This is a genomic window from Arthrobacter sp. ZGTC212, from assembly GCF_002929255.1.
GTDB lineage: Bacteria > Actinomycetota > Actinomycetes > Actinomycetales > Micrococcaceae > Arthrobacter_B > Arthrobacter_B sunyaminii.
Genome location: NZ_PJIJ01000001.1, coordinates 1,154,324 through 1,178,575, shown reverse-complemented (window position 1 = coordinate 1,178,575; position 24,252 = coordinate 1,154,324). Strand labels below are relative to the sequence as shown.

19 protein-coding genes are annotated in these 24,252 nt (G+C 63.8%); 6 read left to right on the top strand and 13 right to left on the bottom strand.

Annotated features, from left to right (window positions below):
• Positions 1–155 precede the first annotated feature (155 nt).
• Entirely contained in the window at positions 156–593 is a 438-nt protein-coding gene (locus CXQ89_RS05730) for a hypothetical protein (RefSeq protein ID WP_258059885.1), read from the bottom strand.
• A gap of 248 nt (positions 594–841) precedes the next feature.
• Here CXQ89_RS05730 and CXQ89_RS05725 point away from each other — a divergent pair, with 248 nt between their 5' ends.
• Positions 842–1,090 (top strand): WhiB family transcriptional regulator, encoded by a 249-nt coding sequence (locus CXQ89_RS05725; protein ID WP_104052537.1) that lies wholly within the window; start codon positions 842–844, stop codon positions 1,088–1,090.
• 129 nt (positions 1,091–1,219) lie between these two features.
• Here the strand turns inward: CXQ89_RS05725 and CXQ89_RS05720 are convergent, their stop codons facing one another.
• From CXQ89_RS05720 to CXQ89_RS05705, 4 genes are all read right to left on the bottom strand, one after another.
• The gene (locus tag CXQ89_RS05720; RefSeq protein WP_104052538.1) at positions 1,220–2,701 is read right to left on the bottom strand and encodes a sensor histidine kinase; all 1,482 of its coding nucleotides are present in this window, start codon (positions 2,699–2,701) and stop codon (positions 1,220–1,222) included.
• A gap of 21 nt (positions 2,702–2,722) precedes the next feature.
• Positions 2,723–7,567: an NAD-glutamate dehydrogenase gene (locus CXQ89_RS05715; RefSeq protein WP_104160537.1), complete on the bottom strand. Its 4,845-nt coding sequence runs from the start codon at positions 7,565–7,567 to the stop codon at positions 2,723–2,725.
• An 85-nt stretch (positions 7,568–7,652) separates the two neighbouring features.
• Complete coding sequence (locus CXQ89_RS05710; RefSeq protein ID WP_104160536.1) at positions 7,653–9,020, bottom strand: chromosome partitioning protein; 1,368 nt, start codon at positions 9,018–9,020, stop codon at positions 7,653–7,655.
• Positions 9,017–9,664, bottom strand: coding sequence for an SAF domain-containing protein (locus CXQ89_RS05705; protein WP_104052541.1), 648 nt, complete (start codon positions 9,662–9,664; stop codon positions 9,017–9,019). The genes CXQ89_RS05710 and CXQ89_RS05705 overlap by 4 nt, the downstream gene beginning before the upstream one ends.
• 208 nt (positions 9,665–9,872) lie before the next feature.
• Here CXQ89_RS05705 and CXQ89_RS05700 point away from each other — a divergent pair, with 208 nt between their 5' ends.
• Entirely contained in the window at positions 9,873–10,106 is a 234-nt protein-coding gene (locus tag CXQ89_RS05700) for a helix-turn-helix domain-containing protein (RefSeq protein ID WP_104052542.1), read from the top strand.
• 3 nt (positions 10,107–10,109) lie between these two features.
• On the opposite strand, the gene CXQ89_RS05695 is transcribed toward CXQ89_RS05700, so the two are convergent.
• Positions 10,110–10,655 (bottom strand): hypothetical protein, encoded by a 546-nt coding sequence (locus CXQ89_RS05695; protein ID WP_104052543.1) that lies wholly within the window; start codon positions 10,653–10,655, stop codon positions 10,110–10,112.
• 222 nt (positions 10,656–10,877) lie between these two features.
• Here CXQ89_RS05695 and CXQ89_RS05690 point away from each other — a divergent pair, with 222 nt between their 5' ends.
• A complete protein-coding gene (locus tag CXQ89_RS05690) occupies positions 10,878–11,684 on the top strand; it encodes a LysM peptidoglycan-binding domain-containing protein (RefSeq protein WP_104160535.1) in 807 nt (268 codons plus the stop codon).
• A gap of 85 nt (positions 11,685–11,769) precedes the next feature.
• On the top strand, positions 11,770–12,378 hold the full coding sequence (locus CXQ89_RS05685; RefSeq protein ID WP_104052545.1) for an Rv3235 family protein: 609 nt from the start codon (positions 11,770–11,772) through the stop codon (positions 12,376–12,378).
• A gap of 24 nt (positions 12,379–12,402) precedes the next feature.
• Here the strand turns inward: CXQ89_RS05685 and secA are convergent, their stop codons facing one another.
• The 4 genes from secA to CXQ89_RS19090 form a co-directional block, all read right to left on the bottom strand.
• Positions 12,403–15,156 carry a preprotein translocase subunit SecA gene (gene secA / locus CXQ89_RS05680; RefSeq protein ID WP_104052546.1) on the bottom strand — a complete coding sequence of 918 codons (2,754 nt, stop codon included), beginning with the start codon at positions 15,154–15,156 and terminating at the stop codon, positions 12,403–12,405.
• 91 nt (positions 15,157–15,247) lie between these two features.
• Complete coding sequence (locus CXQ89_RS05675) at positions 15,248–16,456, bottom strand: winged helix-turn-helix domain-containing protein (RefSeq protein WP_104160534.1); 1,209 nt, start codon at positions 16,454–16,456, stop codon at positions 15,248–15,250.
• Between the two features lie 140 nt (positions 16,457–16,596).
• Positions 16,597–17,325 carry a ribosome hibernation-promoting factor, HPF/YfiA family gene (gene hpf, locus CXQ89_RS05670; protein ID WP_104052548.1) on the bottom strand — a complete coding sequence of 243 codons (729 nt, stop codon included), beginning with the start codon at positions 17,323–17,325 and terminating at the stop codon, positions 16,597–16,599.
• Between the two features lie 128 nt (positions 17,326–17,453).
• Entirely contained in the window at positions 17,454–17,690 is a 237-nt protein-coding gene (locus tag CXQ89_RS19090) for a ComF family protein (RefSeq protein WP_374952975.1), read from the bottom strand.
• A gap of 168 nt (positions 17,691–17,858) precedes the next feature.
• Between CXQ89_RS19090 and CXQ89_RS18765 the strand changes: the two genes are divergently transcribed.
• Positions 17,859–18,257, top strand: a complete 399-nt coding sequence (locus CXQ89_RS18765) for a hypothetical protein (protein ID WP_258059883.1) — start codon at positions 17,859–17,861, stop codon at positions 18,255–18,257.
• Between the two features lie 240 nt (positions 18,258–18,497).
• Here CXQ89_RS18765 and CXQ89_RS05660 read toward each other — a convergent pair whose 3' ends face one another.
• The 3 genes from CXQ89_RS05660 to mtrA all read right to left on the bottom strand — a co-directional run bounded on the left by CXQ89_RS05660 (position 18,498) and on the right by mtrA (position 22,633).
• Positions 18,498–20,258, bottom strand: a complete 1,761-nt coding sequence (locus tag CXQ89_RS05660; protein ID WP_104160532.1) for an LpqB family beta-propeller domain-containing protein — start codon at positions 20,256–20,258, stop codon at positions 18,498–18,500.
• Complete coding sequence (gene mtrB / locus CXQ89_RS05655; RefSeq protein ID WP_104052551.1) at positions 20,248–21,831, bottom strand: MtrAB system histidine kinase MtrB; 1,584 nt, start codon at positions 21,829–21,831, stop codon at positions 20,248–20,250. The genes CXQ89_RS05660 and mtrB overlap by 11 nt, the downstream gene beginning before the upstream one ends.
• Before the next feature lie 124 nt (positions 21,832–21,955).
• A complete protein-coding gene (mtrA, locus tag CXQ89_RS05650; protein WP_104052552.1) occupies positions 21,956–22,633 on the bottom strand; it encodes an MtrAB system response regulator MtrA in 678 nt (225 codons plus the stop codon).
• Between the two features lie 261 nt (positions 22,634–22,894).
• Here mtrA and CXQ89_RS18555 point away from each other — a divergent pair, with 261 nt between their 5' ends.
• Positions 22,895–24,238: a glycerophosphoryl diester phosphodiesterase membrane domain-containing protein gene (locus CXQ89_RS18555; RefSeq protein ID WP_207347990.1), complete on the top strand. Its 1,344-nt coding sequence runs from the start codon at positions 22,895–22,897 to the stop codon at positions 24,236–24,238.
• Positions 24,239–24,252: the final 14 nt, after the last annotated feature.

Below are 24,252 nucleotides of genomic sequence, written 5' to 3'. Positions count from 1 at the left end.
CCAGCTTCCATTTTATGCGGCTTGCTGACCCGGTTTGACGGCCAACACGCGAGGAACCGGCCAACAGAGGATGCTCTCCGGCTCTCGGCGGAACGCCGGCGCCTGTGTCCGATCAGACAGCGGATACCGCCTTTGGGCCCCGCTTGAGATCGTTCCTAGAAGGCCTTCGGCTCACCCGAGATCCGGCTGGTGTGTTCCAGCACCGGGCGGGTGAACAGCAGCAGCAGCACAACTGCCGCGGGCAAAAGCAGGAGCAGGCCAACGAGGACCACTCCGCCCTGCAGAGTTGGAACGGCAAGGACTATCGCGAACAGCTGGAACACCAGCGCTCCGGCACGGGTCCAACGGAAGCCGCGGAAGAAAAAATGGCCGAGGACCAGCAGCCACACACCTGCGGCGGCAAGGATGACTGCCGTGAAAACCGCTCCGCCCAGGGATGCCGCCTCGGTGGTGAAGAGACTGTAGACAAACCAACCTGCCAGCGCCAGCAGGGCCGCTGCTTCGAGGACGAGGACTGCCGAAATAACAATGACGGCCGCCGGAACGGACGCAGGGCGACCGGCCGGGGGCTGTGGTTCTTGGGGTCTTGACACACTGGCACACTACCGGACATAGTCGGAGAGCGTCCGGCCCATGGGGCCCGGATAACGGATGCTGTGACGCATCCCTCACGCCTTTGGCCAGATTGAGGGCAGATTAACCCTTGTCTGAGTTTCCGTAACGTGGAATCCTAGTAGTTGGGGAAATCAGGGGCCGGAACTGGCCCCTTTCGTTTGCAGTTGCTCGTGAATGTTTTCACAAACACGTGGGAGTCAACTATTTAGAGGAGATTGTGATTAACATGGATTGGCGGAGCCGCGCAGCGTGTCTGGACAAGGATCCGGAGCTGTTCTTCCCTGTGGGCAACACCGGCCCGGCTCTTCTTCAGATTGAAGAAGCCAAGAGTGTGTGCCGGCGGTGCCCGGTCATGGATACCTGCCTCCAGTGGGCCATCGAAACAGGCCAGGACGCAGGCGTCTGGGGCGGTATGAGCGAAGATGAGCGCCGCGCACTGAAGCGTCGTGCCGCACGAGCACGCCGCGCTTCGTAATTCAGCACGGACGCTTGGCGGTCCCACGGGACTGATCTCGTCTACAAGACTTCAGAATGGCCGCTGCCACGCGCAGCGGCCATTCCTGTTTAACCCCGGGTGCTCCGTAGCGCACCGTCCGCCGGGGCGTCAGCTCCTGCGTGACTCATTGTCCAGTCCCATTTCAATCCGAACCTCTGTGCCTCCGCCCGGACGGGCAGACCATTCAATGGTGCCGTCCAGTTCGCTTTGGACGAGGGTGCGCACAATCTGCAGCCCCAGCCCCTCCCGCCGCGGCTCCGGCGGCAGCCCGGCGCCGTCGTCGGCCACGGTGACCGTGAGGATTTCCTCGGCATAGGCACCCCTCTGCCGGGCGGCACTGAGCCACACCGTACCCTTGCGGTCCGAAAGTCCGTGCTCGACGGCGTTCGTCACCAGTTCATTGATCACCAGGGCCAGCGGTGTTGCAAAATCGCTGGGCAGCTCTCCGAAAGAGCCTTCCTTCTCAGTGCTCACCTCTTGCGTGGGGGAAGCGACCTCCGCGGCAAGCCGGAACTGCCGGTCGATCAGCTCGTCGAAGTTCACGTTCTGTGTCAGTCCCTGGGACAGCGTTTCGTGCACCAGCGCAATCGTGGCGACCCGGCGCATTGCCTGCGCCAGCCCCTGTTTGCCTTCTTCGCTCTCCATCCGCCGCGACTGCATCCGCAGCAGGGCTGCCACGGTTTGCAGGTTGTTCTTTACCCGGTGGTGGATTTCACGGATAGTGGCGTCCTTGGACACCAGTTCCATTTCCCGGCGGCGCAGCTCGGAGACATCCCGGCACAGTACCAGGGCACCAAAGCGCTCCTTCTCGTCCCGCAGCGGAATGGCACGCAGGGAGAGGCTTACCCCGCGGGACTCGATCTCGGTGCGCCACGGCATCCGGCCGGTCACCACCAGCGGCAGTGTCTCGTCCACCATGCGGCGGTCCTTAAGCAGCGCCGTCGTAATCTCCGCGAGGGCCCGCCCCTCCAGGCTCTCCATCTCCCCCAGCCGGCGGAAGGCGGAGACTCCGTTGGGCGAGGCGTACTGCACAATGCCGTCGGCATCCATTCGGATGAGTCCGTCCCCTACCCGCGGAGCTCCGCGGCGGGAACCGGTGGGTGTGGCAAAGTCCGGCCAGAGACCCAGCGTGCCCATCCGCAGCAGGTCATAGGCACACTGCCGGTAGGTCAGTTCCAGCCGTGAGGGCATGCGGGAGGAGGACAAATCCATGTGACTGGTGACCACGGCAAGGGTTCGGCCGTTGCGGACAAAGGGGATGGCTTCCACCCGCATTGCCGTCTCCGCGGTCCAGTTTGTTTCGGGTGAACGCTCGATGACCTGGCTGGTCCAGGCCCTGTCGACCAGCGGCTGAAGATCGGCACGGATCCGCTCCCCGACGAAGTCACTGTGGAATACAGTGTGCGACGTCGAGGGGCGGGCGTGCGCCAGGGCCACGTAACTTCCGTCCGGAACCGGAAACCAGAGCGCCAGATCGGAGAACGCCAGGTCGGCGACCAGCTGCCAGTCGCCGACCAAGAGGTGCAGCCATTCCGCGTCTCCCGGTCCAAAATCGGCATGATCCTTGATGGGGTCGGTGAATATGGCCACAGTCTCGTCTTCTTTTCGTTTCTAGCGTCGAACGATGGAGCGCAGCAGACGCAGGGCAACCGAGAGGGATGCCATGTCTTCGTGCTCCAGCTTGTTCACATCTTCGAACATGACACGGGCGCGTTCCAAATTGTCGGCGTTCTGCTCTTCCCACAATTCCACCCGCTTCAGCGGGTCCTGCTCCGCCTGCCCCGCGGTTGCCGTCAACGCGGCCACCGTCATGTCAGCCACCGTCGAATACAGGTCATCACGCAGCGCTGCCCGGGCCAGAGCCTGCCAACGGTCACCGCGCGGCAGCTTGGTGATCCGCTCCAGCAGGTCATCCACGCCGAACCGCTCATAGAGGGCGAAGTACACGCCGGCAACGTTCGCAGCCGGTTCATCCACCCGCTTGGCGGCCAGCAGCGCGATGTCCAGCAGGCCGAAGCTCTCGAACAGCTCAGCCCAGTAAGTGCCCAGGCCTTCGGGGAGCTCCCACTGGCGGGACCGGTCAAGTGCGCTCCGGAACCGCTCCAGGTCCTCTCCCTGCAGGTACTCGAGCAGGTCTGCGCGAAGCGGGGTCATGACGGGCTTGAACGCTTCGATGTCCTCGTCGATGGAGCTTCCGCGTCCCACATGGTTAATGAACCAGCGCACGGCACGGTCCAGCAGCCTGCGCATGTCCAGGTGGATGGTGGTCCAGTTCTCCGTGGGGAAACTGGCCGGCAGGTGGTTCAGCTCCTTCACGACGCCGTCGATCTCGTAGATTTCCCGCAGTGCGGTGAAGGCCCGGGCCACCATGGATTCGGTGGCCGAGGTCTCTTCGATGACACGGAAGGCAAACGTGATGCCGCCGATGTTGATGATGTCGTTGGCCACCACCGTGGAGATGATTTCCCGACGCAGCGGGTGGGTGTCCAGCTGGTCCTCGAACCGCTCCACGAGCTGCTTCGGGAAGTACCGGCGCAGCGTGCCGCTGAAGTAGGGGTCATCGGCCAGATCGGAGTTGGTCAGGGCCTTGGTCAGCTCGATTTTGGCGTAGGCCGCCAGCACCGACAGTTCCGGGGAGGTCAGACCCTCGCCGGCCGCCACCCGGGCGCGCAGCTCCTCGTTGGAGGGCAGCGCTTCCAGCTCGCGGTTCAGGTCCGCGTGCTTTTCGAGCCAGTCCATCAGCCGCTCGAAGCTCGGGTTCCATTCGATGACATGCCGGCGGTCGTTGAGCAGGAGCATGTTCTGGTCCTTGTTGTCCTGCAGAACCAGGCGCCCAACTTCATCCGTCATGGAATGCAGGAACTCGGCGCGCTCTGCCGGGTCCAGCCGGCCGGCGGCAACCATCCGGTCCACAAAGATCTTGATGTTGACCTCGTGGTCCGAGCAGTCGACACCGGCGGAGTTGTCGATCGCATCGGTGTTGAGGATGACTCCGGCCCGGGCGGCTTCAATGCGGCCGCGCTGGGTCATGCCCAGGTTGCCGCCTTCACCGACCACCTTGACCCGCAGGTCGCGCCCGTCGACTCGGATCGCGTCGTTCGCCTTGTCCCCTACCTCGGTGTGGGTTTCCGTGGAGGCCTTCACATAGGTGCCGATGCCGCCGTTGTAGAGCAGGTCCGCAGGCGCCTTGAGGATGGCGCGGAGCAGATCCGGCGGACTCATTTTGGTGACGTTGTCTTCCAGGCCCAGCACCTTGCGGACCTGGGGGCTCAGCGGAATGCTCTTGGACTGGCGCGGGAACACTCCTCCGCCCTCGCTGATCAGCGACGCGTCGTAATCTGCCCAGGAGGAACGCGGAAGCTCAAAGAGCCGCCGGCGTTCCGCGTGGGATGCCGCTGGATCCGGGTTCGGATCCAGGAAAATGTGACGGTGGTCGAACGCCGCCACCAGCTTGGTCTGCTCGGACAGGAGCATGCCGTTGCCGAAAACATCGCCGCTCATGTCTCCAACGCCGACGGCGGTGAAGGGCTCGGTTTGCGTGTCGACACCCAGCTCGCTGAAGTGCCGCTTGACGGATTCCCAGGCGCCGCGGGCCGTGATGCCCATGGCCTTGTGGTCGTAGCCAACGGAGCCGCCCGAGGCGAAAGCATCGCCGAGCCAGAAACCGTATTCAGCCGACAGGGCATTGGCGATGTCGGAGAAGGAAGCAGTGCCCTTGTCCGCCGCCACTACGAGGTAGCTGTCATCGCCGTCATGACGCACAACGCGCTTTGGCGGGACCACCTGTTCCGCGCCGTCCTCGGACAGCACCAGGTTGTCGGTAATGTCCAGCAGCGCCCGGATAAAGGTGCGGTAGCTTTCCTTGCCCTCTTCCATCCAGGCGGCGCGGTCCGCCGCCGGATCCGGCAGCTGCTTGGCATAGAATCCGCCCTTGGCGCCGGTGGGCACGATCACGGCGTTCTTGACCGTCTGGGCCTTGACCAGGCCGAGGATTTCGGTGCGGAAGTCTTCGCGCCGGTCTGACCAGCGCAGACCGCCGCGGGCCACTTCGCCGAAGCGCAGATGCACGCCTTCCACCCGAGGGGAGTAAACCCATACCTCGTATTTGGGCCGAGGGAACGGAGCGCCTTCAATCGCGGCCGTGTTCAGCTTGAAACTGACGTACGGCTTGTCCTGGTAGAAGTTGGTGCGCAGGGTGGAGTTGATCAGGTTGGCGACGGTGCGCAGGACCCGGTCCGCGTCCAGCGTGGGAACCTGTTCCAGACCGGAGTCCAGTGCGGCACGGGCCGTTTCCTCGGCTGCAGTGCGCTCGTCCTCGGACAGATCCGGATCAAAGCGGGCTTCAAACAGGGCAACCAGAGCACGTGCCACGTCCGGATTCCGGCGCAGCGTGCCCGCTACGAAACCGTAGGAGTTGGTGTTCCCCAGCTGGCGCATGTACTTGGCGTAGCTACGCAGGATCACCACCTGGCGCCAGGAAAGTCCCTGTTCGAGAATGAGGCGGTCGAAGTAATCAGACTCGCTGGCTCCGGACATTCCGGCGCGGAAGGCCTCGGCCAGCAGCGAACCGGTTTTCACCGGATCCAGCCCGGCGGGGTACTTCAGTCCCAGGTCATACAGGAACACGGTGGTGCCGTCTCCCCGGCGGATCTCGTAAGGACGTTCGTCGAGGACTTCCAGGCCCAGGTTGTGCAGGGTCGGCAGCAGCTGTGTCAGGGAGCGCGGCTCCAGAAGGTACAGCTTGAGCCGTGCGTCTTCGTCGCCGGTGACACCGGTGCGCTCCGGAACGTAGACAAACAGTTCGGGGGCGGAATCCGGCGCCGCGAGACGCGCCTCGAAGCGGGCGATGTCTTCCAGGGCGTCTTCGACTTCATAGCCCACACGGTAGTTTTCGGGGAAGGCTTCAGCCCACAGGCCGGCCAGCCTTTCGGCGTCGCTGCCGTACTTTGCCCGGACAACTTCGCTGATCCCCTCGCTCCAGGACCGGGCGGCCTTGACCAGCCGCTGCTCCAGAGCAGCCGGATCCAGGTTCTTCATTTCGACGCCGCGCGGCAGGCGGATACGGAAAAAGAGGCGGGCCAGTGCGGACTCGGTCAACCGTGCTTCGAAGTCGATGGACTCCGCATTGAAGCTGGAGCGCAGTTCATCCTGGATGCGCAGGCGGACCGAGGTGTTGTACCGGTCCCGCGGCAGGAAGACCAGCGCGGACATGAACCTGCCGTAAACATCGGGACGGAGGAACAGCCGGGTGCGGCGGCGTTCCTGCAGCCGCAGTATGCTCTGGGCAGTCTCCAGCAGTGTTTCCACGTCAATCTGGAAGAGCTCATCCCGCGGATAGGTCTCCAGGATGGACAGCAGATCCTTTCCTGAATGCGAGTCGGCAGGAAAACCTGCACGGCGCATGACTTCGCGAACCTTGTCCCGCACGATCGGCACGTTGCGCACCGAACCGGTGTAGGCGCCCGTGGAGAAAAGCCCAATGAACCTGCGCTCACCGTTGACGTTCCCCTGCGCGTCGAATCGCTTGACACCGATGTAGTCCAGGTAAGCGGCACGGTGAACGGTGGAACGCGAATTGGCCTTGGTAATCACCAGCGCACGCTTTTCCCGTGCCTTGGCCCGGCCTGCACTGGTCAGGTGCTGAACGCGGCGGGCGCCCGAGGAGCGGCTCAGCAGCCCCAGGCCCTTATCTTCGCTGACCTGCAGCAGGTCCTCGCCGTTTTCGGTGATCAGGTCATACTCCCGGTAGCCCAGGAAGGTGAAGTTGCCGTTGTCCAGCCAGGAGAGCAGCTCGCGGGCCTGCTGAAGATCGGGAATGTTGCCTGCGTTGCCGGCAGCTTCCAGAGAGCGGGAAACTTCATGGACTTTCGCGCGCATTGCCGGCCAGTCAGTGACGGCCAGCCGCACGTCCTCGAGGACCTTCCGGAGTCCTTCAATAAGCTCGGTGCGCTGCGCTTCGTCGCTCACGCGTCCAATTTCGACGGCGATCCAGGACTCTACCCGGGTGGTCTCGTCCTGGCTGCCCAGCAGGCTGGAAAGGTTGGGCAGGGCTGCGGTGTCTCCGCTGGAAACACCGGCGGCCGAAGGAACGCGGTGCACTGACTGCAGCTCGCCGGTCTCACGGTCACGGCTGGCCAAAAAGGTTGGGTGCACCACGAGCCGGATGGCAGCATTGCGGCGCACCACTTCAGCGGTCACGGAATCCACGAGGAACGGCATGTCATCAGTAACGATCAGGATGATGCTGGAATCATCCTGATCAAACATGTCCACAGACGCCTGGCCCTCCGGCCGCACGGCGCCCAGCGCCCGGTGGCGTTGGGCTCTTTCCTGCAGTGCCGACGGCGGATATCCGTCTGCGTCTTCCCCCGCCAGATGTTCGTAGTAGTTCCCTATGAATTCGTCCAGGGAATCGTCGGTACCTGGTAGATCCGGAATACGGGATCCAGACGACATGTAATACGCCTCCGTTGTAGCCTTCTTTGCGACCCGCTTCTTTGCGGATGGCCTTACCCGAGCCTATCCCGCAAGAAAGAAAAGGTCACTTTGCCGCGGCCGCCGCCTTCCTGGCACGCCGCCGAGTGGAGACCCGCACGTTGGCGAGCGCTGCTATCGCGTGTCGCAGCGGCGATGAGGGCGCCGTTTCCAGCAGCGCCGATCCCGCCAGCAGCGCCGCATCAACCGTGGCGAACTCTGCCGGGAGGAAAGCCGTCACAGGGGTTCCCGGGCCGAAGCGTTCCCAGGCATCACGCAGCTGCCGCTCGGGGGAACGCCCCACGGAGGAAGCACGGACCTTGTTCAGCACGACCTTTGGGGCCGCCCCGGGGACAGCGGATTCCAATTCGGTGAGTGCCCGGACGAGCCGGGGCACCCCCACTGAATCCGCTGAACCGACGGCAAAGACGGTGTCAGCAAGTTCAAGGGCCCGCAGCGTGGCGCCGTTCCGCCGCGGGGCCATGGTGTCGAAGCTCAGCTCTTCATCGGCCTCCAAGCTGAACCCGCAGTCGATGACGATCAGATCCATTGCCTTTCGTGCCTGTTCCACCACCAGGCCCAGCGCCGTGGGGCGCAGCTCGATCCAGCGGTCAGACCGGGTGATGCCCGTAAGCACCAGCAGCCGCTCCCCCTTCATCGACACACTGAGGGTGCTGCGGAGCAGGGAATCAACATCCAGAAGTCCCTGATCCGCTAAACGGCAGGCCTGGGCCACCCCTGCGGATTCATCAAGAAGGCCAAGGTGTGCGGCAACAGAGGAACCGTAGGTATCCGCATCAATCAGGAGCACGGTTTTGCCTGCCGCCGCGGCCTCCGCTGCCAAGTTGACGGCAAGCATGGTCCTGCCCGGTGCTCCCGCCGGACCCCAAACTGCAATCACCGAACCGTCCACGCGGCCGCCGCCGGGCACGCTTTCCTGTCCGTCTTCCCAGTTGTTCCCTGCCGCGCGGTATCCCGGTGCCCGTTCCGCCGTCCCCGTGCTGCGGCTCCGCCCGCCGTCGGCTTCCACCGCCCAGGTGTCCAAAGCTGCCGCCGGATCGGCCGGAACGGAAGAACCGCCGCCGGCTTTCATCCGGTCCACTGCATCCGCGACGAGGTCAGAGAGCATCTCGGGCGCCGAGCCCCTTGGTGCATGGACGATGTTCAGTGCGTCAAGGCGGCGCAGGGCACCCTCCTCATCTGCCAGCACCAGCAGTGCCACACCCGATGCCGCCAGCCGCTCTGCCAGTGCCGCAGTGACTTCTCCGGCGTCGTCGGACACGATGGCTGCCCGCGCTATCCCGCTCTGGCACGCTGCAATCAGTTCGGGCAGCTCGGCGCAGCGGCGCACCACGGTGACCGGCCCGTGCAGCCGTTCCAGGTCCTGCACAAGGTTCCCGACGCCGCTGCCCACCGTCACGACGGGAATATTCATGACCCGGCAGCCGGGTTGAGGACCACCGAAATCTTGGCGCCATTGGACTGGGCGCTGAGCAGCGACGGGAGGTCGTCATCCTCTACGAGAACCAGTATCTGCATGGCGCGGTTGGCTCCCAGTACGGATTCGTCAACGCTGAGCTCGGAGATTTCTGCTGCCGTCAGGATCTGCTTGGGCTCTTTGAATCCGTTTCGTTCATCCGGCATGGAAACCCACACATCGACCCGCGACCCCGCCTCGGTTCCCGCCGGCAACGGATCATCAATGCGAAGGCCCACCGGCTTCCGGTCCAGCTCATCCGCTTTGCCCAGGTCCGCCCGGGAAAGCAGTTCGCCCTTCCTCAGCAGGGACGAAGCCACCATGTTTTCAGGAATGCCGTCTGCCGCCGGCAGATAGGCCCCTGAAACCTCGCCGAGCCGAACCGGTACCACCGCGAAGTCCTCTGCGGTGACCCGTGTTCCCAGCGGGATCGCCTCCTCAACGGCGAACACATCGGTGGTTTCGTCCGCTGCACCGACAAGCCCAACGACTCCTGCCGTTGAGGCAAGCACCAGCAGTATTCCCAGCAGAAGCCGGGGATCCTTCCACGACGGTTTTTTCAGACGCGGCGCGGACGCCTGCATGCTTGTTGCGAGACTCATTCTTCCCCCTGGTGGCACCGGAATCCGGGCTGCAGAGCTCCGGATTGGCAATCGGTGCCATTGTTAACCACAATTCCGTGGAAGAACACGGTGTTTCTGCGAAAAGTTCAAAGTGTGGATAACCTGCCCATCCCGGCGTTGGAGATGGGAGACTAATGGCAGCGTTCTGGAAAAGGAACACGCGCCCGAGGAATACAGAGGTAGAAACGTGGATGAAAAGAGGTTCCTGACACTGGCTGATGTCGGTGAGGTGCTGAACATATCCTCGTCACAGACGTACGCCCTGGTGCGTTCCGGAGAGTTGCCGGCCATCCAGATCGGAGGACGGGGCCAGTGGCGGGTGGAATCACGGGTCCTCGAAGAATTCATTGCCGACGCGTACCGCCGTTCGGCTTCCGGTCTTCGCGAGGAAGCGTCCCAGGGTCAGGCTGCCAAGCAGTAGCCCTTACGAAGAGACGACGGCGACCGATTGCAGGGGCACTACGTAAACGCCCCGCACGTTTTCCTGCCTGCGCGCTTCTCCGCGGGGTATTAGCGACAGCTCAAAAAAGTCCTTGCCCACCCGGTCCACGCTGCCGTCCAAGGCTGCAGCCGGCGGCTGTCCTGCCGGATAGACCCGTACCGACGCACGGTCCCGGGACAATCCCCTGAGCGCGGATGCGAGACCTAACCGGGGCACGGGTGCCCCGGAGGTGGAGAAACGATCCATTCCAGCGATGAACACCGTGTGAGCGAGGGCAATGACGGACGATCGTCCGCCGCCTTCCAGGACCAGCCAACCGCGGCCCACGTGGCTCAGTACTCCCTGAAAGGATCCGGGAAGCCCAAGATCCACTTTCAGCGGCCTGCCCATCTGGCTTTGCAGCCGTCCCGACAGCTCCATTCCGGCAAAGTCCGTCCGGAGCCGTTCCGAAACCTCGGATTCCTGGACAGCATCCCGGGCGGAAGCCAGTTGGGCCTCCATGTCGGCAAAAAGGGCATCCCATCGCATGTGCACAGGCTAACGGCTCTCATCGATGTCACCCAGTGCAGAGCGCGACAAACATTCTCCAAATCACCCTAGACACACTGCTTCCGGACCTGTAGACAAGTCCCACCAAACGAAGTTACTGAGTTCAAACCGCATCAAACAACACCAAATGACATCAAACAACATCGGATAGCGGCTGACCTGGTCATCCAACGGGTCAGCGACGGCGGAAGGAAGGCAGCTGTGCGCAACCATGGAAAGGACCTGCTCACTTTTGCCGCCGTCGGGGCTGCGGCAGCAATTCTGATCTGGGCTGGACTGGCAACCCGGCCGGACCCGGCAACTCTGTTCAGGGGTTCCGTTTCCTCCCTGCAGGACGCCGCCGGATTCGCCGCCGCCGCCTTCGGCCTCGTCGTCGCCCTGTGGTGGAGTCTGGGAATGATCCTGGCTGTGGTATCCGCAGTACTGCACAAGGCGGGGCACGCGGCAGCCGCAGCCGCCGCGGGGGCCCTGGCCCCCTCGTTTATGAAACGGCTGGCCGCAGCCGCGATCGGGCTGAACCTCGTTTCCGGGATGGGAGCAGCCGCTGCCGCTGAATCCTTCGCTCCCGCCAGCCCGCCGCAAAGCATCTCCGCACTGCAGCGGCCGGGTGACGCTGCGGTTCATCCACAGTGGGAACCAACCGCGCAGCTGCGCGCAGGAACGGACCCTCAGCAACCGGCGGACGGTTTGAGTGCTGCAGCGGAGGCAGACCAGAGCGGCGAGCCGCCCTCTGCGCACTGGAAGCCGCGAACTGCGCCGTCCGCAGAGAACGTTTTTATCCGTCCGGGCCGGTCTGACGCCCCGGAGCAGGCCGTAGTCCAGGTGGGCGATTCGCTGTGGAGCCTGGCCGCGGCCCAGCTAGGCCCTCTCGCCACTGACACCCAGATCGCTGCCCATTGGCCCCGCTGGTACGAGCTCAACCGGACGATCATCGGTGATCATCCTGACCTGATTCTTCCCGGTCAAATTTTGGAAGTTCCGGAAGTCCCGGAAGTTCCCCGGCAGTAACAAGCGCGGTTGCGTGAACCACCAGTTTCTACGTACATCCAATCACTGCCGCTCCGTGGAGCAGCCTGCAGGAAAGGACAGTTCCATGACCACCGTGATCACGTTTCCCGTCCAAGAAGAAGCCGGCGAACTGGCTGCCGCTTCCGGCGCGCCCCGTCCGCTCACCGTCCACCGAATTCCCGTTACCGGCTATGCGCCGCTGGGTGCGCCTCCGGTCAAGCTGCGTCCGCGCCCCGCCGCGCAGCCTGACTGCTCCGAGGCAGTGCCGGCTCCGGAACCCTTGGAGCAGCAGCATTGGCACAGCGACCCGGTTGATGACGCACGGGTGGACGCGATCGCACGATCCGTCACCCAGGCCGCGCTGGAAGTGCTTGGCGGAACCCGTCCGCTGCAGCAAATGGTTCGCTGGCTGGATCCGGAAAGTTACGAACGGCTTCAGCTGCGGGCTAACCTCGTTCGCAGCAGGGAAGCGGCGCTTGCGGGCCGCAGGAACACCCGGGGAGGAACCCCCGCTCCCGCGCCGCTGCGCCTGCACCGGCAGGTTGTGATCCGCTGCTGCCGGCTATGCCCTGTTTCGGAGGGGGTCTACGAAGCATCTGTCGTAGCGGCAGAACAAAACAGAGTCCGCGCCGCGGCTCTGCGTATAGAGCTGCGGCGCGGACTCTGGAAGATCACCGTCCTGGAGATCGCCTAAGCGGCCCGCCGGAGGTTTTCGGACCTATTTGCGGCGCTTGTTCTTCTTCGGGGCGGAGTTTCCGCCCTTCCGCGACTGGCCTTCCGGCTTCCCCGGCTTGTCCGAGGTGGCCCGCTCCACGCGGGTTTCCACTCCGCCCTCGCTGTTCGGGGCTGAGAACTGCAGACTGGCGGGGCGCTGCGGAGCCTCCAGCCCGGCGGCGGTGATGGTCGGCTGGCCAACCACTGACCGCCCATCCTTCAGCCCGGCCAGCGCTGCGGGAACGTCCGCTGACGGCTGGTTGACCTTCACCTCGGCATTGAACAGGTATCCGATGCTCTCCTCCCGGATCGCTTCGGTCATCGTCTGGAACATGACAAACCCTTCGCGCTGGTATTCCACCAGTGGATCACGCTGGGCCATCGCCCGCAGGCCAATGCCTTCCTTCAGGTAGTCCATCTCGTAGAGATGTTCCTGCCACTTGCGCCCAATTACCGACAGGACCACCCGGCGTTCCAGTTCACGCATCGCCGGTGCGCCCAATGCCTCTTCCCGCGCCTGGTAGGCGAGCCTGGCGTCGGAGAGAATCTCTTCCTGCAGGAACTCGCGGGTGACCTTGGAGCGTCCGCCGGCTTCCTCAATGACCTCGTCAATGGTCAGTCCGACCGGGTAGAGGGTCTTGAGGTTGGTCCACAGCTGCTCGTAGTCCCAATCGTCGCCGTGCCCTTCGGCAGTGGCTTCGTTGACGATCGAAGTCACGACATCCTCCAGGAAGAATCCGATTTTCTCCTGCAGGTCATCGCCCTCCAGGATCCGGCGGCGGTCGCCGTAAATGGCTTCGCGCTGGCGGTTGAGGACGTCGTCGTACTTCAGGACGTTCTTGCGCTGCTCGGCGTTGCGTCCCTCGACCTGTCCCTGGGCGTTCTGGATGGCTTTGGAAACCAGCTTGGACTCGAGTGCGACGTCGTCGGGCATCGAGGAACTGTTCATGATGCGTTCCGCGGCACCGGAGTTGAACAGGCGCATCAGGTCATCAGTGAGCGAAAGGTAGAAGCGTGACTCCCCCGGGTCTCCCTGGCGGCCGGAACGTCCGCGCAGCTGGTTGTCGATGCGCCGGGACTCGTGCCGCTCGGTGCCGAGCACGTACAGGCCCCCGAGGTCGATGACTTCCTGCTGCTCGGTTGCCACGGCTTCCCGCGCCTTTTCGAGGGCGTCAGGCCAGGCGGCTTCGTATTCGTCCGGATTCTCATTCGGATCCAGTCCGCGCCGTTCCAGCTCGGCGATGGCATTGAACTCAGCGTTTCCGCCAAGCATGATGTCGGTGCCTCGGCCGGCCATGTTGGTCGCTACGGTGACGGCGCCCTTGCGTCCGGCCTGTGCCACAATTGCGGCTTCACGCGCATGGTTCTTGGCGTTGAGGACCTCATGGCGGATGCCTGCCTTGGCCAGCTGCTTGGAGAGGTATTCGCTCTTCTCCACGCTCGTGGTACCCACCAGCACGGGCTGGCCCGCGGCATGGCGCTCGGCAATGTCCTGGACAACGGCGTCGAACTTGGCGATTTCGTTCTTGTAGATCAGGTCCGACTGGTCGATGCGGGACATCGGTTTGTTGGTCGGGATGGGCACCACGCCCAACTTGTAGGTGCTCATGAACTCGGCGGCTTCGGTCTCGGCCGTGCCGGTCATGCCTGCGAGCTTTTCGTAAAGCCGGAAGTAGTTCTGGAGCGTCACCGTGGCCAGTGTCTGATTCTCGGCCTTGATGGCCACGCCTTCTTTGGCCTCAATGGCCTGGTGCATGCCTTCGTTGTAGCGGCGGCCCGCGAGGATACGCCCGGTGTGCTCATCAACGATCATCACCTCACCGTTGAGGACCACGTAGTCCTTGTCCCGCTTGAACAGTTCCTTCGCCTTGATGGCGTTGTTCAGGAAACCGATCAGGGGCGTGTTGGCGGACTCGTACAAGTTGGAAATCCCGAGGTAATCCTCGACCTTCTCAATGCCGGCTTCGAGCACACCAACCGTGCGCTTCTTTTCATCCACCTCATAGTCGGTGTCCAGCTTCAGCCGCTGCACCACCTTGGAGAACTCGGTGTACCAGCGGTTGACGTCACCGCTCGCTGCACCGGAGATGATCAGCGGTGTGCGGGCCTCATCAATGAGGATGGAGTCAACTTCGTCGACGATGGCGAAGTGATGGCCGCGCTGAACCAGCTCGGCAGCGCTCCAGGCCATGTTGTCGCGCAGATAGTCGAAGCCAAACTCATTGTTGGTTCCGTAGGTGATGTCCGCGTTGTACTGCTCGCGGCGGGTGGCCGGGTCCTGGTTGGACAGGATGCAGCCGCTGGTCATGCCCAGGAAACGGAAGACACGGCCCATCAGGTCCGACTGGTACTCGGCCAGATAGTCGTTGACAGTCACAATGTGGACACCGCGGCCGGTCAGGGCGTTCAGGTAGGCAGGCGCCGTTGCCACGAGGGTTTTACCCTCACCGGTCTTCATTTCGGCAATGTTGCCCAGGTGCAGTGCAGCACCACCCATCATCTGGACATCGAAGTGGCGCATTCCCAAGGTCCGGCCCGCGGCTTCGCGCACCGCGGCGAAAGCCTCCGGGAGCAGATCGTCCAGACTCTCTCCGTCGGCGTACCGCTCCTTGAAGCGTTCTGTCTCCCCCCGGAGTTCGGCGTCGGACATGCCCCTGTACTCGTCCTCGAGCACGTTGATCGCATCGGCGTAGTTGCGCAGCGTCTTCAGCGTCTTCTTATCGCCTGTACGAAGAACCCGTTCGAGTAGTGATGCCACTGATTTGCTCCCAATCTAGTGTTGCCTAATTCTGGCGTCCCCAGTCTACGTGAGAGACGTTTGGCAAGGTGCCGGAATTCCCGCAGCGGGGCTATTCCCGGCATACTGCCAGTTTCAGTTCCTCCGCAAGATTCCCCAACGGTTTTACAATAACGTCCTCAAGCCCCAGCCAATCTGCCATCATACGTAGTTCCGCGGCAAGCTCAACGGCAGTGTGGGCCGGTGCGTCCGGTTCCCGGTGGGCAGCCTGCACCAGCAGGACCCTTCTCCCCCGGTCCGCCTTCAGATCCACCCGGGCCGCGATTTGCTCTCCCAGCAGGAACGGCAGCACATAGTAGCCGTACCGGCGCTTGGGCAGCGGGGTGTAGATCTCCAGCCGGTAGCGGAAGCCAAAGAGCGCCTCGAGCCGTTTCCGTTCAAACACCAGGGAATCGAAGGGACTCAGAAGGGCACGGGCTGCGGAGCGGCGCGGAATGGCGGTGTCTGCATGCAGGTAGGCCGGCGTTTTCCAGCCCGCCACTTGCACCGGGTGCAGTGTCCCAGACCGGACAAGGTCAGCGACGGCGGTGGCGGTGGCGCGCTGCGGAAGCCGGAAATAATCGGCGAAACAGCGCACGGAGCCCACGCCGTGCGCCTGGGCCGCGAGCTCGGTCAGACGCAGCACCGCTTCCTGCGGATCGGAGGCTTCCAGCGCAGCTTCTCCTGCGGGATGCACGCAGGCCGTGGGAGCGTACTGCCGCTCGAACTGCTGCGTACGCCCGGCGGAGCTGATGGTTCCGGCCGCGAAAAGGTCCTCCAGCACCCGCTTGGACGCGCTCCAGTTCCAGCCCCAGTTGCCGGAGTCCTTGGCTTTCCCTCCGTCGAGCCTGAGTGCAATCTCCCTGGAGGTCAGAGGCGGACCGCCGTCGAGGACCGCCATAATTTCTTCGCTGAGCCTGTTCCGAACCTCGGCGGGAAGAGAGTGCGCCGTCATCCAAACGCGCCGCTGGACCGCCCGCAGATCCGCGAAAAGTTCGGGGCGGATATAGCTGGCCTCGTGGGCCCAATACTCCACCATCCGTCGCGGCGCCCGGGAGGCCAGTCTGTCGGGGATGGCGGTGTCATAGGGACCAAGCCGTGAGAAAAGGGGTAGATAGTGGCTTCGGGAAAGGACGTTCACTGAGTCGATCTGCAGCAGCTGCAGCCTCTGCAGCGTCCGCTCAACCGATCTGCCGGCAGGGTTTTCCGGCCGCCGCCTGACCAGCCCCTGCGCCCCAAGCGCTGCCAGCCGCGCCTGCCTGAGCGTGAGGGTGGTTTTCATACGCCCCATCCTAGGTCCATGGCGGGAACCTGCTGCCGGCAGCAAAAGACCCCCGGGCCGGTGGACCGTCAAAACGTCCAGCTGCTCCGGAGGCCTTTTGCTGCATTACGGTGGTGAGCGCCTGTCAGGCGCTCACCACGTCAGGCGGTCTTGGCAGACCCGGCAGACGCGCGGTAAGGCCGAATTTCTTCCTTGATGTCCTCAGCGCCCTCCGCGCACCGGGAATCGAGCGTAATCACGCCGTAGGTCCAGCCGCGGCGCCGGTACACGACCGAAGGTGCTCCGGTGGCGGAATCCACGAAGAGATAGAAATCGTGGCCGACCAGCTCCATGTTGTCCACGGCATCGTCAAGGCTCATGGGGGCACCCGGGAAAACCTTGCGCCGGATCAATACAGGGCAGTCATCCGCGGCTTCCGCGGCATCGTTCTCTTCGGTCACGGCATCGGCCGAAGCTTCAGCCTCAGCGGCGGTTTTTTCCAGCTGAACATGGAGCGGTTCGCTGGTGCTGACCGTGTCCAGGTCTGCGGTAGCAATCCTTACTGCTACCGGGGTATGGCGGCCATGATGGACCTTGCGGCGGTCGCTGGCCCTGCGCAGGCGTTCAAGGAGCTTGGCATAGGCAAGGTCAAAGGCTGCGAATTTGTCCCCGGAGGTGGCTTCGGCCCGTACCACGGGTCCCCGGCCCACAACGGTCAATTCCACGGTGAGAGAGCTGTCGGCCTCACGGACGTTGGGCTGCTTGGTAACGCGCGCATCAACACGCTGGACCTTGTTCGCCAGGTTTTCCACCTTGGCGATTCGTTCTTCGGCATACTCCCGGAACCGGTCGGATACTGCAACGTTGCGTCCGCTGATCATGAATTCCATGGTGCCCTCCAATAGATTTCGGTGACACAGCAACGGCCGCTGCCAAAACCCTTGCGACCGCTGCCGCAGGACAGCTCCGCTTCTTGAAGCTGTCCATACCAACACGTTAGATCACTGCCGGACGTTATTCACCTCCGGACATTCCGATTACCTAAGACGCCGGAAACTGGATTAGGATCCTCCCCTGTGTTAGATGCGTCACATGAGGGTGGTGTGGTTGCAGCCAGTACAACAGCGCCCTCAACCCGCGCTCCAGCAGCCCTTAGCGCACGAGTGGCTTCCGCTATGGTTGCCCCGGTAGTCAGGACGTCATCAACTACCAGGCATCGTGTTCCGGCCAGCGACCCCTTCTCCCCGGCCGTCATAGTCCCGTAAACATTTCTGCGGCGCCCGCTGCGTCCCAGTGTCTTTTGGCTTCGCACCCCGCCGGCAGCCGCAGCCGGGGCGGAGGGACGCACAAGGTCCCGTGGACGCCGTCCTCTGAATCTGACCAAAGGTTCCAGGGCTGTTCCGGCCGGTAGGAGACTCTTGGATTGGAGAGTGGAGAGGAGCATGCCAAGCGGGTTGTAGCCCCGCCGGCGGCGCGCACGCCCCGTTGCGGGGACCGGGACCAGGACGATCTCGGTGTTATCACCGCCCATCAGGCCGCCGACGTCGGCCGCGGCTTGATGCAGTGCACCGGCGAGCATCGGACGCAGCACATCCGCGAGATCAGTATGGCCGTGATTCTTATAGGCAAGGAGCACTCTCGCCAGGCTGCCGGCATAGCGGCCGGCAGCGATGACGGGCAGCAGCGCCGGCTCATCGGCCTCCAACCCCTGGGCGCTGTCCGCCGAGTTTTCCCTGCCGGGCAGCAGTTCCGCTGCGTCCTGTGCATAGTAGGGGCGCGTTCCGCTGCGCCGGACCACGCGGCGGCAGCCGGGGCAGAGTGAACAATCCGCGGTTTCGCAGACCACGCAGGACGTTGGCAGGAGCACCGCCAGGAGGTCTGCCCACGCGGCTCCAACCGAGGCTGCCCATGGTTGAAGCCGCCACCGGTCCACACGGCGGGCCAGGTCCGAAAAGCAGGAAAACGCGCTCATCCGCCCAGCATCCGCCTGGATCTGCGCCGAAGCTGGGCGAAACGGCCGGCAGTGGATAAGCGGCACGGGCGCCGGCCTGTGCAGGAGCGCCTACCCCGGGAACGCCGGGTCCAGCAGCCCCTCCCCCACCTCGTACCAGCTGTTACCCATGCGTTTGTACATTGCAGCTTGGGTTTGTACGTAGATTTCCTGCTCACCCTTGCCGACGCTCAGACCGGTAATCCCGGTCAGACCGGCCAGAGGCTCGGGATCCGCACCGAGCCTGAGGATCAGCGGAGTCACCTGGCCTTCGGCAGAGGTCTTCAGGACTGCAATGGCATCCTCGGAGACCCACTTGGCGCGGTCCACCGGCTGTGTTGCCGGAATTCCCGAACCTGACTCGGTGGTAACAGCGAGTTCCAGCGGAGTCGTGAGGGTTTTCGGAACCCCTCCCGCATCCCGAACAACGCCGGCCACCAGGACGTGGCTGCTGCCGCCGGAGTTCGTGACCAGCAGCGCGCGTGCACCGTCGCGTGAGATCCGAAGCTCGGAAATGGTTGCCTCGTCCAGCCACGGAACGGACAGCGTCAGGATTTGGTCTGCGTCGCCGCCCGGCGGCAGGGCCAGGATTCGAGCGGCCGTTCCGGCGTTCGAGGCAGTCCAGGTCCACTTTTCAGGATCAATGCTGGGCGCGGTCAGGGACGCGCCGTCGGCCGCTTTTCGCACCTCCTGATTGGGCCCCGTCAGGAACAACGAGGTCCGGTCGGCGTTGAGGAACGCAATGGTGGCCAGGTCCAATGACAGGGCCGGATCCCGGGGACCATACTCCGCCACGCTCGGGATGCCCTCGATGGCCTGTGGTTCCACTCCCTTGAAGTAGGCCAGTTCGTTCTCGTAAACGGCTATCTGTGTGCTTCCCGCTTCGGGGTCCGCCACGGCCTCCACCAGGGCGCCGCTTTCCTTGCCGAGATCCACATCCCGCTGGTTGACGGTCATGCTGACAGTATTCACGTTGTTGAGGTGGGTCAGGTTCTGCTGCAGCTGCAGGGCCATCTGCTGCCGGTTCAGGTCGCTGGAATCCTGCAGGACGTCCGCGGAAAGATCCACGGTGGCCACCCCGGAGACCACAGGCACAGCATCCCGGGCAAGCGCGGTGCCCGCCGGGAATGCGCTGCTTACGGCCCCCTGAAGGTAGGGAGCCGGGCCCTCGAGCATTGCTTTGACCACATTGGCGGCGATTCCGGATTTCTGCACGAACCAGCGCGTGTCCGGCACCCAGAACTCAAAGTTGCTCGAATAGAAGTACAGGTTGTGGGAAAGGAACAGCCAGGAAAAATTGACTTCGGACATCATGATGCCGTGCGGAATGGCGCTGATGCGCCATTGCCCGTCCACCTGCTCCATGGAGGCGGAGAGGGTTTCCGTGGTGCCTGATGCCTTGTCGGTGCGGATTCCCCGGGCATCGAGGGCGCCCACCACTTCGAGCTGAATGGAGTAGGTGTTGCCGTCCCGCGCCGCCACAATGTTGGGATCCGCGCCGTAGATCAGCACACGGTCGGTGGGGTTCCAGGTGTCGGCGAGGCTGTCGGTGAGGAACTCGCGGGCAACACTGTAGTCGTCTGCGGCCCCCGTTCCCGCAGTGATGAAGCCCTGCAGGATTTCTTCCGGCGTTTCTCCCCCGCCTTGGCCGGGGCCGCGCGGAGCCACGGCAAAGGTGTCTACCAGCGAACTGCCGTCACTGTCCGCAGAGGCTGTTCCCACCGGGCCTGTGGTGGGAATGGACGAGCATCCGGACAGCACAGCCAGTACCAGTGCTGCCATCAGGATCAGGCGTGCGAACGGCCGCTGGCGGGCCGGACTGTTACCCTTCATCGTTCATCTCCTGTGTGACAGGTGCAGGTGCGGCCAGTGCCCTGGTCCCGGAGGCGCCGTCGTACGGCGACAGCGGCACCGGGAAATCGGAGAACGGAACTCCGTGCCGGCGGGGCAGCGTGAGACGGAAACAGGCTCCGTCTCCGGGTCGCCCCCATGCTTGAAGCAGGCCGCCGTGCAGCAGCGCGTCCTCGACGGCGATGGAGAGGCCAAGTCCGCTGCCGCCCGTGGTCCGGGCACGGGCCGGATCGGCACGCCAGAAACGGTCGAACACCCGGGAGGCTTCGTCGTCGGTCATGCCAATGCCGTGGTCGCGGACGGCAACCGCGACGGCGTCAACGTTGGAGCCGATGGCAATCTCGATGGGCTGCCCCTCGCCGTGTTCCAGGGCATTGACCACCAGGTTGCGGATGATCCGCTCGATCCGCCGCGGATCAGCGTCCACCATGCAGCTGACTTCCTTCGAGACCACCGTGATTTCGGACCCGATGTTCAGGGCCAGCGGTTCCGTGGCGTCGATGACGTCGCGCACCACGGTGAAAATGTCGGTGGGTTCCAGATCCGGTGACGCGGCACCGGCGTCGAACCGGGAAATCTCCAGCAGGTCCGCCAGCAGCGCCTGGAAGCGCTCGACCTGGTGGTAAAGCAGTTCTGTGGACCGTTTGCTGATCGGATCGAAGCCGTCCCGCGCGTCGTAGAGCACTTCGGCAGCCATCCGCACCGTGGTCAGCGGGGTGCGCAGTTCGTGGGAAACATCGGAAACGAAGACCTGCTGCATGCGTGAGAGCTGGGCCAGCTGGGTGATCTGGTCCTGGAGGGTGGCGGCCATGCGGTTGAAGGACGCAGCCAAACGCGCCACGTCATCCTCGCCCTTGACCACCATGCGTTCCTGCAGCTCACCGTTTGCCAGTTTCTCAGACACCGCCGCGGCGTCACCGACGGCGCCCACACCGGCCTTGGTGACCAGCCATGCGATGGTTCCGATGATGACCATGAGCAGCCCGCCGGCGATCCACATGATGCGGTGGATGTCATCGAGAGTGTGCTGCATGGACGACAGATCGTAAATCAGGTAGAGCGCGTACTCGGCGCTGTCCGGCGGCAGCGTGACCTTGGTGCCAAAAGCCAGGCCGGGCTCCCCATGGGAGAGCGCGAGCGGGGACCAGTGGATGGTGTCCAGGTCCTCGTTGACGTTGATGCTGCTCACGGACTCGCTCAAGGCCAGCGGAATGCTGCCGGCGGTGATGCCTTCTCCGAGCGTTTGGGAGACGAACAGGTTCTGTTCCTGGTCCGGCAGGGGCGTGAGAAGGTACAGCCGCCGTGCATCGGCGCCCTGCCCTTCCAGCAGCGACAGGGTGTTCGAGACGAGCCGTTCAGTGCCTTCACGGTCAGTTGCCGCGGTGGTCCGGAAGTTTTCCTTCGCCGAAATCAGTCCGGCTGTGGCTTCGGACTGGAACTGGTTTTGCCGCTCTTCATAAAGCGCGCCGGCAATCTGGTGGGAAAGGAAAGCACCCACGCCGCCGCAGGCAAGGGTCACCAGCAGCAGCGTGGAGACCACAGTCTTGAACAGCATGGAACGCCGCCAGAGGCGGGCAACCCGGTGGAACGTCGCTTTTCGCAAACCGTTGCGGAGACGCCGAAGCGTCCGCAGTACCACCGGCAGGATGTCATGTTTCAGGACCGCAGTCCGCGAGCGCCTAGCTCTGACCGGCTTTGTAACCGACACCACGCACCGTCAGAACTATCTCGGGTGCTTCGGGGTCGCGCTCGATCTTGGAACGAAGCCGCTGCACATGGACGTTGACCAGCCGGGTATCCGCGGCATGGCGGTAACCCCACACCTGTTCCAGCAGCATTTCGCGGGTGAAAACCTGCCAGGGTTTCCGGGCCAGGGCCACCAGGAGGTCAAATTCCAGCGGGGTCAGCGAAATGATGTCGGTGCCGCGCGTCACTACGTGTCCGGCGACGTCGATGGTGACTTCTCCGATGCTGAGCGTTTCAGGGGACTTCGTGTCGCCGGGACGCAGGCGGGCACGCACGCGGGCCACGAGCTCTGCCGGCTTGAACGGCTTCGGCACGTAGTCGTCCGCGCCCGATTCCAGGCCGCGCACAACATCGGACGTGTCAGACTTCGCAGTCAGCATGACAATGGGAACATCGGATTCACCGCGGATTTGGCGGCACACCTCGATGCCGTCAATGCCGGGCAGCATGAGGTCCAGCAGGACCAGATCCGGCTTGGAACTGCGGAAGACCTCTAGAGCCTTCGAGCCGTCCGCGCAGAAGACAGGCTCAAACCCGTCGTTGCGGAGCACAATGCCAATCATCTCGGCCAGTGCTTCGTCGTCATCCACGACCAGAATGCGTGCCTTCATATCTCCCTGTCCCCGGATGACTTCTCACACCGGTCCATCGTTGCGGTGCCGGACGAATTTCCGGCTGCCCGGTGCCTGCACCGCGCTTCAGCCCGCTGTCCGGAAAAGGTGGTTCCCCGGGTGCGTCCCGGGACACCGCGACAGCTGGCAATATCCCTATCATCCTAAGGGACGGAGTTTCCGGCTATTTCTACAGGGGCTGTCCGGACTGCTCTGGAACTATGGTGGGATAAGGCCAAACAACTCTTTTGGGGGGACACCTTGGGTCAGGACAATCACAGCGGCGGAGATCCGCGGGAGCAAAATGACGACGGCGGGATCCCCGGCATCCCGCCGGCGCCGCGTCCGGGCGGCTCCCCGGAATGGCAGCCGCCGCAGTGGAACCAGCCCCCGCAGCCGCAAAACCCGTGGAACCAGCCTCCGCAGCAGAACCAGTGGAACCAGCCGGGCACACAGTGGAACCAGCCCGGCGGCTTCCCGCCCCACCAGCCCAACCAGCCCTGGGGGTTCCCCGGCGCCCTGCCGCAGGGCGGCTGGACGCCTCCGCCCAAACCCGGCATCATTCCGCTGCGGCCTCTCGGCCTGGGCGAGCTTTTGGACGGTGCTTTCCAGGCCTGCCGGAAGAACCCTGCCGCAACGTTCGGAACGGCACTGCTGATCCAGGCCGTCATCTCACTACTGACGTACCTGTTTATCGGCAGCCTTGTGCCCGATGCCTTGTTCAGTCCGGACTTCGACGACACCGACTTTGAGTCCGTCGAGTCGAACGCTGCCTGGTCCGTGACCGGTTTGTCCCTTTTGGGTGTTATCTCCGTAGTGGGAGTCCTGCTGTTGCAGGGAGTGCTGGTGGTGCCCCTGGCGCGGTCCATCCTGAATCTCAAGACCGGTTTCGCGCAAACGTGGAGGCTTTGCCGCTCCCGGCTGCTTGCGCTGGCAGGAATGGGGCTGCTGCTGACCGTGGCCTTCGTTATCGGGCTCGCGGTTTTCGGTGTGCTGGTGGGACTGCTGGTAAGTGTCCTCGGCGCAGCGGGCGTTCCTGTCCTGATTCTGGGCTTCCTGGCCCTGATCGCCGTGTTCGTCTGGCTGGGGGTCAAGCTGGCCTTTGCTCCGGCGGCACTGGTCCTGGAACCCGCGGGGATCTTCGCGTCGCTTCGCCGTTCCTGGCAGCTGACCAACCGCAACTTCTGGCGTTCTTTCGGGATCCTTGCGCTGACGGCCATTCTGGTCTCCATCATCTCCTCGGTCATCAGCGTTCCGGTGCTCCTCATCACCAGCCTTGCCGGAGCTTTTGGCAGCGGCTCCGGCACAGATGCCGGAACAGTGGTGGCGCTGTTTGCCTTGAATGCGGCCCTCACCACCTTCTTCAGCGCCATCGGTTACGCCTTTCAGGCCGCGGTGACTTCGCTGCTGTATGTTGATCTCCGAATTCGGCGCGAGGGCTTTGACCTCACCCTGATGAAGGAGCAGGAGATTGCCGGGGTCACCCCGGATTTGGTGCCCGGACGGCACAGCGGCAAGCCCGGTGACGGCTTCGGCGGAATAACACCGCCCGGAGCGGGACCGGCACCCTACGGCGGACCTCCCGGCACGGGCTACGGCGGATGATGCTGCGGGCGGCG

Bases quoted from the DNA above. Each gene is read 5' to 3' on its own strand.
- CXQ89_RS19090 (WP_374952975.1), bottom strand. From the start codon at position 17,690: ATGACGGCCGGGGAGAAGGGGTCGCTGGCCGGAACACGATGCCTGGTA.
- CXQ89_RS05710 (WP_104160536.1), bottom strand. From the start codon at position 9,020: ATGAATATTCCCGTCGTGACGGTGGGCAGCGGCGTCGGGAACCTTGTG.
- mtrB (WP_104052551.1), bottom strand. From the start codon at position 21,831: ATGCTGTTCAAGACTGTGGTCTCCACGCTGCTGCTGGTGACCCTTGCC.
- CXQ89_RS05715 (WP_104160537.1), bottom strand. From the start codon at position 7,567: ATGTCGTCTGGATCCCGTATTCCGGATCTACCAGGTACCGACGATTCC.
- CXQ89_RS05660 (WP_104160532.1), bottom strand. From the start codon at position 20,258: ATGAAGGGTAACAGTCCGGCCCGCCAGCGGCCGTTCGCACGCCTGATC.
- CXQ89_RS05685 (WP_104052545.1), top strand. From the start codon at position 11,770: ATGACCACCGTGATCACGTTTCCCGTCCAAGAAGAAGCCGGCGAACTG.
- CXQ89_RS05695 (WP_104052543.1), bottom strand. From the start codon at position 10,655: ATGCGATGGGATGCCCTTTTTGCCGACATGGAGGCCCAACTGGCTTCC.
- CXQ89_RS05705 (WP_104052541.1), bottom strand. From the start codon at position 9,664: ATGAGTCTCGCAACAAGCATGCAGGCGTCCGCGCCGCGTCTGAAAAAA.
- CXQ89_RS05675 (WP_104160534.1), bottom strand. From the start codon at position 16,456: ATGAAAACCACCCTCACGCTCAGGCAGGCGCGGCTGGCAGCGCTTGGG.
- CXQ89_RS05725 (WP_104052537.1), top strand. From the start codon at position 842: ATGGATTGGCGGAGCCGCGCAGCGTGTCTGGACAAGGATCCGGAGCTG.
- hpf (WP_104052548.1), bottom strand. From the start codon at position 17,325: ATGGAATTCATGATCAGCGGACGCAACGTTGCAGTATCCGACCGGTTC.
- mtrA (WP_104052552.1), bottom strand. From the start codon at position 22,633: ATGAAGGCACGCATTCTGGTCGTGGATGACGACGAAGCACTGGCCGAG.